Source organism: Chitinophaga hostae (assembly GCF_018224885.1).
Taxonomy (GTDB): Bacteria; Bacteroidota; Bacteroidia; order Chitinophagales; family Chitinophagaceae; genus Chitinophaga; species Chitinophaga hostae.
The window spans coordinates 13626-26611 of the sequence record NZ_JAGTXB010000026.1; the positions used below are offsets into that span (position 1 = coordinate 13626).

The 12986-nt window shown below is 47.8% G+C and carries 9 protein-coding genes; 6 read left to right on the plus strand and 3 right to left on the minus strand.

The genetic code is table 11. The features are described 5' to 3' along the window. Nucleotides 1–10: 10 nt before the first annotated feature. On the plus strand, nt 11–2056 hold the full coding sequence (locus tag KE626_RS31355; protein WP_211977031.1) for an alpha-amylase family protein: 2046 nt from the start codon (nt 11–13) through the stop codon (nt 2054–2056). 138 nt (nt 2057–2194) lie between these two features. After that, nucleotides 2195–2644, plus strand: a complete 450-nt coding sequence (locus KE626_RS31360) for a hypothetical protein (protein WP_211977032.1) — start codon at nt 2195–2197, stop codon at nt 2642–2644. A gap of 68 nt (nt 2645–2712) precedes the next feature. Here the strand turns inward: KE626_RS31360 and KE626_RS31365 are convergent, their stop codons facing one another. From KE626_RS31365 to KE626_RS31375, 3 genes are all read right to left on the minus strand, one after another. After that, a complete protein-coding gene (locus tag KE626_RS31365; RefSeq protein WP_211977033.1) occupies nt 2713–3135 on the minus strand; it encodes an SH3 domain-containing protein in 423 nt (140 codons plus the stop codon). 24 nt (nt 3136–3159) lie between these two features. Beyond that, nucleotides 3160–3657, minus strand: coding sequence for a BON domain-containing protein (locus KE626_RS31370; protein ID WP_211977034.1), 498 nt, complete (start codon nt 3655–3657; stop codon nt 3160–3162). Nucleotides 3658–3742: 85 nt separating this feature from the next. Next, nucleotides 3743–4291, minus strand: coding sequence for a hypothetical protein (locus KE626_RS31375; protein WP_211977035.1), 549 nt, complete (start codon nt 4289–4291; stop codon nt 3743–3745). Nucleotides 4292–4582: 291 nt separating this feature from the next. Between KE626_RS31375 and KE626_RS31380 the strand changes: the two genes are divergently transcribed. The 4 genes from KE626_RS31380 (at nt 4583) to KE626_RS31395 (ending at nt 12986) form a co-directional block, all read left to right on the plus strand. After that, on the plus strand, nt 4583–7132 hold the full coding sequence (locus KE626_RS31380; protein ID WP_211977036.1) for a SusC/RagA family TonB-linked outer membrane protein: 2550 nt from the start codon (nt 4583–4585) through the stop codon (nt 7130–7132). 4 nt (nt 7133–7136) lie between these two features. Next, nucleotides 7137–11651 carry a TonB-dependent receptor plug domain-containing protein gene (locus KE626_RS31385; protein ID WP_211977037.1) on the plus strand — a complete coding sequence of 1505 codons (4515 nt, stop codon included), beginning with the start codon at nt 7137–7139 and terminating at the stop codon, nt 11649–11651. A gap of 161 nt (nt 11652–11812) precedes the next feature. Beyond that, on the plus strand, nt 11813–12115 hold the full coding sequence (locus KE626_RS31390) for an autorepressor SdpR family transcription factor (protein WP_211977038.1): 303 nt from the start codon (nt 11813–11815) through the stop codon (nt 12113–12115). Then, the gene (locus tag KE626_RS31395; RefSeq protein WP_211977039.1) at nt 12102–12986 is read left to right on the plus strand and encodes an SdpI family protein; all 885 of its coding nucleotides are present in this window, start codon (nt 12102–12104) and stop codon (nt 12984–12986) included. The genes KE626_RS31390 and KE626_RS31395 overlap by 14 nt, the downstream gene beginning before the upstream one ends.

The following is a 12986-nucleotide window of genomic DNA, read 5'->3' on the forward strand; positions in this document are numbered from 1 at the left end:
ACAGATGATAATGGGATCGTTTTTTAAATATTGCCGATGCCTGCTGCTCACAACGGCTTTGGGCTGTATCGTGACACACCTGTATGCCCAACAGAACGGGGCCATCAAAAATATAGCCTTTGGAAAAAATAACAGGATCAGTTACAACCTGCAGAATGGAAAATACAACGTATGGGTAAACGGGAAGATCATGATCAAAGATGCTTTCAGCTGGTACCAGGATAAAGGGCAACCGGATACCGCCGCCAACATCCCGCGTTCATTCTCCGTTGCTCCCCTGAAAGATGCGGCAGGTACCGGTAAGCAATATTCCATTACGGCGATCGTCAATGGTGTCAAACAGCAACAGGTCTTTTATGTGTACACCGGCGATAATGGCTTTTATACTTCTCTCGTATTACAGGGCAATGGCGCGCATTCCCGCTCCATGAGTCCCCTGACAACCGACGCCCTGCAATTTGCCGGTAATGATACTATGCATGCGGTACAGGTGCCTTTTGATAATGATGCATGGGTGAAGTATTATGCCGCTAACCTGGACCAGGCGAATTTTACAAGCGCTGAGGTCACCGCTGTTTTCAACACCAACGATAATAAGGGACTGGTCATCGGATCGGTGGAACATAGCAACTGGAAAACAGGCATCGCAATAAAGGGCGTGGGGAAATTAACCGCAGCTTTGTCTGTTCTCGCCGGGTGGACCGATAGTGCGGGTACCCGCGATGTAATCCGCCATGGTATCGTTTCCACCGGTGATACGCTTTGCAGGTCCCCGAAAATATATGTACTGCCGGCGGGCGACTGGAGAACGGGTATGGAGCAATATGCGAGCGCCAACCGTTATGCAGCACCGCGTTACATTTTTAACTGGGTTGCTGCCAAGCCTTTTGGCTGGAACAGCTGGGGAAGCATGCAAACAAAATTATCGCTCCCGAAAGCCAAAGCAGTGGTCGACTTCTTCGCTGATTCCTGTAAAGGATTCCGCAGTGCGGATCATACCTTGTATATAGATCTCGACTCTTACTGGGATAACCTCACCACCAATGGCATGAGCGGCGATTTCAGCCAGCTGGAGGCTTTCAGCGCCTACTGCAAACAAAAAGGATTTAAACCGGGTATTTACTGGGCGCCGTTTGTCGACTGGGGCAAGTCTTCCCGCAAGGTAGAAGGCAGCGAATACAACTATGATGAAACCTGGACGAAGGTCAACGGGAAATATCATGAGATGGATGGCGCGCGTGCCATGGACCCTACACATCCTGCTACAAAAGCAAGGATTGCATTTCTCATGAAGCGTTTTAAAGCAGCTGGTTTTGAAATGATCAAAATAGATTTTATCGGTCATGCTGCCATTGAAGCCGATGCCTTTTATAACCCTGCCGTACATACGGGCATGCAGGCTTTTCGGGAAGGAATGGAGTACCTGGTAGATCAACTGGATGGTAAGATGCTGGTATATGCGGCCATATCGCCCAATATGGCTACCGGCAGGTATGTGCATACCCGTCGTATTGCCTGCGATGCGTTTAAAAATATTGATGAAACAGCCTACACCATGAACGCCACCAGCTATGGCTGGTGGCAGAATATGTTGTACGATTTTTCAGATGCTGATCACGTAGTATTTGAAGGCGCGACAGCAGGGGCCAACAAAGCAAGGTTGCTCTCCGCCATCGTTACCGGCTCCGTTATTACCGGCGATGATTTTTCTGTATACAGCCACGCCTCGGCGGTTGCTCAGCAATGGCTGCAAAACCAGGAGCTGCTCAATGTAGCCAGGCAGGGGGGCGTATTCCGCCCGGTTGATCATCATAACGGAACACAGGCATCCGGCATCTTTGTAAAAAAATCAGGTAGGTATACTTATGTGGCGCTGATCAATTATACACAACAGGCGGCCGCTTTTGAGCTTCCGCTGCAACAGGCGGGATTGCCTGCCAGTGAAGTATACAGGGCAAAAGAATTATTCTCCGGAAAAATATCTTCAGAAAAAAAATCAATACGCGCTGTATTACCTGGCGCAGATGCAATGATTTATCAGCTGGAAAGCAAATAACACCAGGTATAAAACAGGCAGCAGAAGATGTACCTGCTGCCTGTTTCTTTTTTCCTTATCTTTATAAGGCATTATATCCCGATATACCCCTTACTAAGCTTTTCAGAGTAGCCATTATTAATCCTTAACAGACCCTTTATGTTACGCCACTTTAGTCGTATGTCTGCCTGTGTTACGTGTATGTCATTGATGCTCTTTGTCAGTGAATCCAACGCTCAGCAAGCTTTTACAAGACTGCAACAATCCGCCGACAGCACCTATGGTTATGCTGCTGATAACCCGGTCAGGTTGAAAAACGGGAACACCGATAAGAGTATTATTAACGGGATGAATTACCTGTCCGGCCTGGTCACGGCCAACAAGCAACGCCTGGTACTTGTAACACGCAGCGCTGTGCCGGATCCACGGGGAAAGCAGGCAATCGTGAACGACCGTTTTACCGGCGGACCGCTGAATGGTAAAGCGGGCATCCTCGACAAATATGTGTTCCTGACTGCTGATACAAAAGATACCATTACGCTTTTCATTGATATCTACAACAAAGGAGCCGTGATGGTACCGGTTGGATTAAGGTATGAGCTACCATAGGCCGCCATCTGTTCAATAAAAAAGGGGAATAACAATCGTTATTCCCCTGGTAATGAGCTTTTATTTTACTATTCAACAGGTTGTAGGTACTGTGCATACGCATAGCCCTCTTCTCCGGCATCAGTACGGATCAGCCACCACTGATCGCTTTGTTTGCTGATCATGGAAACGATTTCTCCGTGCGCCGCTTTGCCAACAATCGGCTGGTCGGTACCAGGACCCTTACGGATGTTCAGGTTGGTAGATTCGGTTACTACTTTAAGTTTAGCGCCTGCAACAGCAGTAGCCACATTTATATTCATTACTACATCACCGGTGAGGAAGTTGGGGTCAATCTTTCCATAGATGTCCCACAGCTGATCCTTTACAGCGCCGCTCGGTGCTTCACCATCTATATGCAGTACACCATCCTGTTCATTAACCTGAAGATTGCTGGTGCCGGCAGATTTTGCTGCATCGATCAGCTCTTTGTATTTATCCTGTAATGCCATGATTGTTGTATTTAGGGGTGAACATTATTTTACTTTCAAACCGGAAGCATCTACTTTTTTAGGCTTTAATGCATCCAATGCTATTTTCAGCTTTTTCCAACGGTCAGCTTTTGACTCACCGGTAATAGTAATCACACCGTCTTTAACATCAGCGGTGATGCCAGGAAAATCTTTGACAATAGCATCAACACCGGTTTTCAAAGCGGCATCCGCGGTAGCGGCAGCATCAGGTGCAGGCGGCGGCGGTGGTGGCGGGGCAGCCACTGTAATGTTGTTAACAACACTTTTTACACCCTGGGTTACTTTGGCAGCATTCTCTGCAGCATCCTTGTCTGCCTGGTTGGTTACAGTACCGGCAAGCGTTACCACACCATCTTTTACATCCGCACTAATGCCTGGGGTTGACTGTAATGCAGTGGTTACAGTGGCTTGTATGTCTGCGTCCTTGGGTTTTCCCTTGCAGGAAATCATAAACATCAGTCCCGCGGAGAGGAGCACTGTGGTAAGGTGTTTCAGTTTCATAATCATACTGAGGTTTTAGTGATGAAAAATTACTCTTTAAGTTAAGTATCTTTTTTCACCTGGCAATAATGCTGCCATATGTTGTTTATTTTTTAATAAACACGATCCTCGCATGTTTTTTTACCACAACTCCTGATACAGGTGTTACCCTATTAAGCAGGAGGGTGGTGGTAATAAGCTGTTTATCCTGTACCTCCGACAACTGCCATTTCTCCAGTTTTTTACGACGTGCATCCATAATCACCAGCTGCTTTTCATTTTTACGGTACTCCCAAAAGATCGCTATAGTTTCGTAAGTAATGGTAAAAGGGGTGCCGGGTAACGGTGTCGTATATACGTTGCCGAGCGGCATACCGGGCCGCCATCTCGACAACTGGTCATCCGGGATGGTGATATTACCTTTCAGTACTGCCTTGCGGAATGTACCGGTACGATTGCTGTGTAGTTCATAACAAAAATTGCCGGCTGCCCGCACGCTGTCGGCGTTAATTGCCGGCCAGCCGTTCGGGGTCTGTAATTGTATAATAGATTGCCAGGATCCTGTCAGCGGCTCCTCATCCTGGTGAAGCCCCTCTTTTTTACAGGATATCCCGATGATGACTACAATAAAGAACAAGGACAATTTCTTTAACATAGAAATGCTATTATAGGTCTTAAGCTCACAACATTACATTATTACCCCCGAAAAATTACACTGCTTTCCCATCTTGAAAAGAATTTCAAACTTTTTTAACATTCCGTATGGAATTATCTCTCTGCCTGCATCATGCGGCCGGATACAATAACTCATATCCAACTAATTTCTTATTAATAATATGTATATCAATATGTTGTAAATTAAAAATCATGTTATGAAGAAACGATGTAACGGGTAAGCCGCCCGAATAATACATTATAATTACGTATTATATTGACAAATATAAAAATGTATACCTTGAAATTTCTCCTGCTACTGTTGCTATTACCCTGCTGCCTGGCTGCCCAGCATAATAAGGTGGTAAGCCCGGTTTACTCAGACGAATATCACCGCCTCATTATGGCCGATTCCGCATCGCCGGCAGTTACGCCAGGCTCCCGCTATAACATCCTTACCATAAAAAGATGGTTTGACCCAAAATACGGGATGCAAAGCGTTTCTGTACGCAGGAACACCCTCCGGATGCAACCATACTATCCCAGGGTACTGCAGGTCAGCGGAAGCTACAACGCCGGCATGGCGCTTAAAACAACCAACCGCTTGCCGGCACTGCAAACGGCTTATGTACAGGGACGCTCAGAGCAAGGAGCACTGACATGGCGCGGCCCCGAAACCAACGAACTGTTTAGCTTCGGCCCGGCCCGGGCATCACTCGAATTCGACGGACAGCCCTATCCGTGGGATATCAACGGAAAACTGGTTCCCGCCGGTACAGGCAACGGACATAACGCCACCGCCTATATGAATAATATTTTCAGAACAGGCAGCCTCTTTTCCCAGTCCCTCAGTCTCCAGGCCAACCTGCTCGAAAATCATATCCTGGCCCGGGAATTCAGCATCAACCTGGGACAAATCAGCGAAAACACCTTTATCCGTCATCATACTAGCGATACTAAAAATCTCGATGTATCCCTCGGCGCCAGGATTAAATGGCTGCACGTAGCAGGTAAATATACCTATGCGGCAGACCGCTATTCCAATGCCAACAGGAACGGGTTCCTTAACCGCACTTATCAGCAGGCCATACTTACACCAGTTAGCTTCGATAACGGACAGGGATACACGCTGGGAACCGGTCAGCGCAGCTACAGCCGCCTGGCTGATAATGCCGACTTCCTGTTGCTGGATAACGGCAGCTATTTTAAAGCTGACCGGCAGCAGGCCAGTCTGCTGGTAGAACGGAATGAGTACCGCAAAATGAAATACAGGCTTACACAATCCTTCGATCACAAAACAGAAAACAGCAGTGAAGGTTACAAACCCGGCAGCGCAGCTTTCCCCGGCGGCAACCCGCTGCTGAGAAACAAAGAAGACAAACTATACCAGCTGAAAGCGGCCGTCTCCTCCAATATTTCATATGGCCGTTACGATTGGAGCGGCAGTTTTTCCGCTACTTATATTTTTTCAGCGGCCCAATCAGTCATTCGCTATCAGCACCCCTACAACAATTATCTCTACCAGCGCAGTACCCACGAAGCGATTGCCAGCTACATCACCTGGTATGATATGCGCCAATGGCATATAGGCCTCGAACTCGGTAATAAAGTCTATGTATCCAATACCGCAACACACCATAACTTTTTCCTGCCAATGGCTGACCTCTCCGTGAAATACCTGCCACAACACAGTGCTGGCATAGAACTCTTATTTAAAACATCCTTTTCCCGGTCCGATGCAGAGCTCAATATTGACAAATCACTTTCTTATATCAACCTGTTACGCTATAACACTGAAGCAGCCGGGAGTTATTTTCCCGTGCAGGAAGTAAGCAGCTTTGACCAACTGGCGCCGGTACGCCACCGGAACTGGTCAGGCAGTATCGGCGGCAGCTATAAGTCAAGGGTAACATTTACCGCAGGAGTATTCAGCCACCTGGTGGAGCAGGACCTGCTCCCCGTATACGAAATTCAGCGGTGGGTATTGAAAAATGCCGGCAGCTATCAGACCAATGGTATCGACATAGAGGTGAAATTATTCGACCCCGGAAGCCGTGCTCACAAGCTAACGACTGCGCATACACTGGGTTTTTATGCGTATAAAAATAAGGTGACGCGGGTAACGGAAGGCCGCAACTATATACCCATAGCAGGATTCAGTGACGTGTACACTACCTTCATAAAAGGGCAGCCGCTGGGTGTGATCACCGGCAGTACCTGGCTGCGCGATGCTGATGGCCACAGGGTAATAGGACCGGATGGATTCCCGCTGGCAGCAAAAGATCCGGGCATTATAGGAAATCCTAACCCGGATTTTGTGATGAAACTTAACAGCATGCTGCGCTGGAAGAGATTTATGCTCGATGCCGCACTGGAATGGAAAAAAGGCGGCGACCGATGGAATGGTACACAGGCAGTACTCGATTTCTATGGCAGATCACAACAGTCTGCCACAGATCGCACTATCACCAATTATATTTTCCCCGGCGTACAAATGAATGGCGCGCCCAATAAGATCCCGGTAGATTTTTATAACCCCAAACTCCCGGTAGTGGCTAACCGGTGGGTAAGATATGGCTACAGCGGCGTGGCGGAAGATTATATGGAAAAGGCGGACTGGCTTCGTTTGAATGCAGTAAAATTAAGCTACAGCCAGCCATTCAAACGTGTTATACAAAAGCTGACCCTGAGTGCCTGTATCAATAATATTATGTTGTGGACGCCTTATAGCGGTGTAGATCCGGAACAATTGTTATTTGATCAAACCAGCAGCATGGGCCTCGATTTTTTTAATCTCCCCGCTACTAAAACATATGGTTTTAATGTATCCCTTCAATTCTGATAATATGAAAAATATCATCTGTTGCATCGGCATGTTCCTGTTAACCACGTTTACTTGTATGGCACAGCTGCCGGATTATACAAAGTATAAAGAGAAGATCTACATACATACCAGTCATGTATTTTTTCAACCCGGGCAGGATGTATTCTTTAAACTTTACCTGGTCAACGCGCAGGATCAGAAACCGGGGGTACTCAGTAAAGTGGTGTTTGTGGAGGTATTGGATCCCTCCGGCAATGTGGCCAAAAAGCTAACCTATGAAGTAACGGATGGCTTTACGCAGGGCTCCTATACTTTTGAAGACAACGCCCCAGGCGGTATTTATAAACTCCGGGCCTATACTACCTGGATGCGTAACGAAAAAGACAGCTCCTTTTTTGTAAAGGAACTGACCCTCCAAAAGGTTATCGCACCAAGGGTTTTAATGAAGCTCGATTTTCCAAAGAAAGGCTACGGCCCCGGCGATGAAGTGATCGCCGATTATTCCGTTCGCAACTTGTCCGATCAGCCCATCGGCAACTACCAGGCGGAGTATAAGGTGTCGCTGGGCGGTAAGATGGTGCGCACGGAACAGTTAACCACCAACGCGGAAGGAAAAGCACAACTGAAGTTCAGACTCCCTGATACCCTCAACACCACAGATGGCCTGCTAAATGTTACCATCGATTATGATGCGTACAAAGAAGCCATCTCCCGAAGCATCCCGATTGTGCTGAATAAAATAGATCTACAACTGTTACCCGAAGGAGGATCACTGGTAGCAGGGCTCACCGGCAATATTGCATTCAGGGCCATCAACGAACATAGTAAACCGGTTGATATAAAAGGAGAAGTATGGGATGATGCTGGGAATAAAGTGGCGGCCTTCGAAAGTTATTATGCCGGCATGGGTAAGTTTCCTTTTACGCCGGCTGCCGGGAAAAATTATAAGGTGAAAATTATTTCCCCGCTGCATATCGCGCAGCAGTATGCCTTCCCCGCGTTTACGACGGATGGGGTAGTCATGAATTTTGTGAAAACAGGGGAGAAGTTGTTGCTCCATATAGCGGCCAATAGCGCAGAGGAGTTAACGCTGGCCGGACAAACAAAAGGTGTTGTTTATACTGTTAAAGACCTGAGTGTAAAGAAAGGCCGGCAAATCGTTGAAATCGATCAAACACTTTTCCCCGCCGGGATTGCCAGGTTTACGCTTTCCCGGAAAAATGGACTGCCATTGGCGGAGCGACTGGTTTTCCTTAATAAGCATAACACCTTACAGGTAAAAATATCAACAGACAAGTCGCAGTACCTGCCACGGGAGAAAGTAGTGTTAACCCTTAAAACTACCGATAGCAACGGTACACCGCTGCCTTCCAATTTATCGCTGGCTGTAATGGACGATAAGCTCTGGTCTTACGCAGATGATAAACAGGATCACATTCTCTCCTGGTTATTGATGAGCTCCGAACTCAGTGGAAAAATAGAGGAGCCGTTATTTTATTTTAAGCAAGATGAACCTAAAGCGGGTCCTGCGCTGGACCTGGTAATGCTAACCCATGGCTACCGGTATTTTAACTACCTCCCTGAGTTGCAGGGCACACCAACGTTGAAATATCTGCCGGACGAGGGCTATGTGATAAGTGGCAACATTACCAACCAGCAACAGCAACCGATGAAGGCGACGGTATTCCTGGTGAATATGGCGGCGAAGAATAAAGCCCTGCAAATGAATACAACAGAAGATGGTGAGTTTTTTTTCGCTGGTCTGGATCCCCGGGCCAGCTATTATCTCATTGCCAAAGCTGCCGGCAGAAAGGGAAACGTCAATATTAATATTGAGCAGAATGGGATCGACAATAACCGGATCCGGGCCAGGAAATTGTTGGCGGAAGAAGTCAGCTTTAAAGAATATGCCGGTATACGGCCGGCGGCACAGCAGCAGGAATACGCGAGGGCAACGAAAATCATACAGCGGGAGAATGACTCGTTGATGCATCCCTTTGGTAATAATAAGGCCCTCGATGAAGTGGTAGTGGTAGGCTATGGCGCCCAAAAAAAAGAAGTAAGGACCGGATCTGTTGTAATGGTCGTTGCCAATGATATTCAATTGCAGCCCAATGTGCAAACGGCCCTGCAGGGCGCCGTGGCAGGCCTGCAGGTGATGCGGCAGGCCAACCCGGCAGACAACCGGCAATTCGTGATCAGGGGGAACGCTTCGCTCACGGGCAATAACCAGCCACTGTTTATTATCGACGGCGTGGCCTTTGAGGGCATGCTGGAATCCCTCAATCCTAATGACATTGAATCGATCGAAGTGTTTAAAGACGGCATGGCGCTGGCCCTCTTTGGCAGCCGCGCCGCCAACGGCGTGATCCTGATCAGCACCAAAAAAACAGGCGGCCGTATCAGGCTTGGGTTGAATAAGGCTAACTACTACAATACGAAATATGTTCCGGGTGTCAGCAATCAATATTCCGTGGTAAGAATGTTTTATGCACCGCAATATGCCAGCACGGAAACCACCATGCGGGACGACTTCCGCGAAACCATTTACTGGAACCCGGTGGTGCAAACGGACAAGGATGGTAACGCCACCCTGGAGTTCTATAATTCCGATGCTGCCACCACTTTCCGCGCCGTGGCCGAAGGTATTGCCTGGAACGGGAAACCCGGCCGGGCGGAAGCTACCTGGTCTGCAAAAAATGCATTACAGATCGACGCTAAAATACCTCCTTACCTGACGGTTGGCGATCGTGCCCTGGTACCACTGGTGCTTAAAAATAACGGGACTTCCAGCCTGGAACTGGGTATCAGCCTGGAACTGCCGGCGCAGCTGAGTGCCGGTCAGTACGACAAGAAGGTAGTGCTGGTCCCCGCTAGTTCCAGGCAGGTGCTGATTCCATTGGAAGCCATCGGTCCTGCTCACGGAAATATAAAGTTCACGGTGAACGGCGCCACCGGAACAGAAACTTTGTCGTTGCCGATAACGGCCACAGAAAAAGGATTCCCGGTGTTTAACACGTTTTCCGGCGATAAATCGGCCACGCATTCGTTCTACCTGGGAGCGCCTGTAACGGGCAGTCTCAAAACGGAATTGCAGGTGTTTGCCACCCTGGAGGGACAGCTGCTGGATGGCATAGCATCTATGCTGAAGGAACCTTATGGCTGCTTCGAGCAAACTTCCTCCACTACTTATCCCAATATTTTTATCCTTAAATATCTCCGCGAATCAGGTAACTCAAATCCGGAAGTAGTAGCCAAAGCCATGAAATATATAGAAGCAGGTTACAAAAAACTGATCAGCTTTGAAACATCAGAACGGGGCTTTGAATGGTTTGGACATGCCCCGGCGCATGAAGCACTTACAGCTTACGGACTGCTCGAGTTTACCGATATGCAGGCCTTCATCAACGTTGATAAAGAAATGCTGGCCCGCACAAAAGCGTTCCTGCTGGGCAGAAGAGACGGCAAAGGTGGTTTCAAACTCGCATCCGGCGGGTATGACCGGTTTGCATCCGTTCCCAATGCAGTAGCCAATCCATATATTGTATACGCCCTGACGCAGGCAGGAATAGGAAAGGAGATACAACAGGAATACGACACAGCGGTGCAAAGAGCGCTGGCCTCCGCGGATGCCTACCAGATGGGATTAATGGCCCTCGCTGCCAGCAACATGAAAAACAGCAATGACTATCAACACCTGATGCAGGCGTTGAAAACAAGTTATGAAAAAAATAATTTCGCCGCCACTACAACGGTAGTGAATTCCAGGGATGCATCGTTGCGCGTAGAGTCGTTAGCGTTATATGCTATGGCGCTGCTGCGGGATCAGCACCCCGACATGACTACCATTACATTTGTCATCTCTAAAATACTATCCGGGAAAACATACTATGGGTACGGCTCTACGCAGGGAACCATCCTGGCGCTGAACGCCATTGTGGAATATATGAAACTAAAAGAGAGGGCAGCGGCTGCAGGCGCCATTGATTTTGAAGCAAATGCCCGGAAAGTAGCCGCAGGAAACGATTTTGCTTCTTTGCTGAAACCTGGTGCCAATACATTTTCGGTGCACTATAGCAACGACAAAACAGGCGTTCCTTATAACCTGCAATTATCTTACTACACCATGCAGCCGCCGAACAGCGACAAAGCCGATCTGCGTATCAGCACCAGCCTGGCCGATACCCGCACGAGGACCGGTGAAACCGTGCGAATGAAAATTTCGGTGAAAAACGAAAAAGACATCCTGCAGCCTATGTCTATTGCAAAAATCGGTATACCCGCCGGTCTTTCTTTACAGCCCTGGCAACTCAGGGAACTGAAGGAAAAGGAAGCCGTGGCCTATTACGAAATATTTGATAACTACCTGGTGCTGTACTGGATGGGATTCAGTCGTCATGAAACCAAAACGGTCAACCTGGATCTGAAAGCCGATGTGCCGGGTACCTACAAAGCCAAGGCCAGCAACTGTTACCTGTATTACACGCCTGAATACAAAAACTGGAATGAAGGCACGGAAGTAACAATCCTGCCGTAGCCGGGTATTCCTATACCTATTCCTTCCGCAGCGTTATCCCGAAAGGGAGCGCTGCGGATTTTTTTTACCACCTCACTATCTTCTTATCATCATCAAAAAAAAATCCGGATAACCGAAAAATAGCTAATTTAGTATTTAGATAGTTGTCTAAATATATACCAGTGAATAACGTTTTTAAAGCGCTCAACGATAAAACCCGCCGGGATATCCTGGAACTCCTCAAAAAGGAGGACATGACCGCCGGCCAGATTGCCGATCATTTCAACTTTTCAAAACCGACCATCTCGCATCATCTGGATTTGCTGAAACAGGCGGAACTGCTGACCAGCGTGAAAAAGGGGCAATACATTTTTTACTCCCTCAATACCACCGTGATGGACGAATTATTAAAATGGATGTTACAGTTTACCGCAGCTGCAATGCCCCTTACCCCAAAAAAGAAGCCCGGCTATGAAGGAAAATAAATGGTTAAAGGAAATTCCGCTGATCGTGCTGATGCTTTGCCCGCTGGGGGTATACTGGTACCTGAAGCCCCTGTTACCGGAGCTGCTGCCTTCGCACTATACCATCGATCAAAATGGGCATTGGGTGGTGGATGGGCGCATGTCGCCCATAGGCCTGGTAGGAGGGATGCTACTGGTATCCGTCGTTATTTATTTGTTGCTCCACCTGGCACTGGTTGTAAAAAAATGGCAGCCAGCTATCCAGCAACAATCAGCATTGTTGGAACCGGTGATGTATATGGTGAAGGCCGGGTTGGTCCTGTTATTCACGGCTATTCCTGTATATACGATGCTGACAGGTGCGGGGAAATTACAAGGTGGCGCAGTATGGGGTTATATCGGCAGTATTGTATTATTGATATTACTTAACTGGTTTATATACCGGTTGTATTCCGTGATGTACCGTAACAGTGATGATAAGCCGCTCTCGCATCAGCACTATGTTATTATATGGGTGGGCACCCATATCGTAGTGTCCCTGGCTCCCTTGTGTGCGCTGTTGCTGGCAGGAAAGGTGGATTTCGGGAGAATGATACCGCAGTTTATCCTCGTATTCCTGGCGGTATGCGGCAACCTGATGTATAATGTACGGCCCAATACTTACATGGGCATCCGTACGCCATGGACGCTGAAAAATGAAACGGTATGGCGTAAAACACATCGCCTCGGAGGTGTAGTGATGTTTGTACTGGGTACCGCAGGTTTTATTGCAACGTTGCTTGTAAACGAACAATGGGCACATATCATACTGTTGTTGGTATTGATTGTCAGCACCCTGATATCAACAGTTTATTCTTACGTTATCTATAAAAAATTAATCCACCAATCCTGA

Bases quoted from the DNA above. Each gene is read 5' to 3' on its own strand.
- KE626_RS31375 (WP_211977035.1), bottom strand. From the start codon at position 4,291: ATGTTAAAGAAATTGTCCTTGTTCTTTATTGTAGTCATCATCGGGATA.
- KE626_RS31355 (WP_211977031.1), top strand. From the start codon at position 11: ATGGGATCGTTTTTTAAATATTGCCGATGCCTGCTGCTCACAACGGCT.
- KE626_RS31360 (WP_211977032.1), top strand. From the start codon at position 2,195: ATGTTACGCCACTTTAGTCGTATGTCTGCCTGTGTTACGTGTATGTCA.
- KE626_RS31365 (WP_211977033.1), bottom strand. From the start codon at position 3,135: ATGGCATTACAGGATAAATACAAAGAGCTGATCGATGCAGCAAAATCT.
- KE626_RS31385 (WP_211977037.1), top strand. From the start codon at position 7,137: ATGAAAAATATCATCTGTTGCATCGGCATGTTCCTGTTAACCACGTTT.
- KE626_RS31395 (WP_211977039.1), top strand. From the start codon at position 12,102: ATGAAGGAAAATAAATGGTTAAAGGAAATTCCGCTGATCGTGCTGATG.
- KE626_RS31380 (WP_211977036.1), top strand. From the start codon at position 4,583: ATGTATACCTTGAAATTTCTCCTGCTACTGTTGCTATTACCCTGCTGC.
- KE626_RS31370 (WP_211977034.1), bottom strand. From the start codon at position 3,657: ATGAAACTGAAACACCTTACCACAGTGCTCCTCTCCGCGGGACTGATG.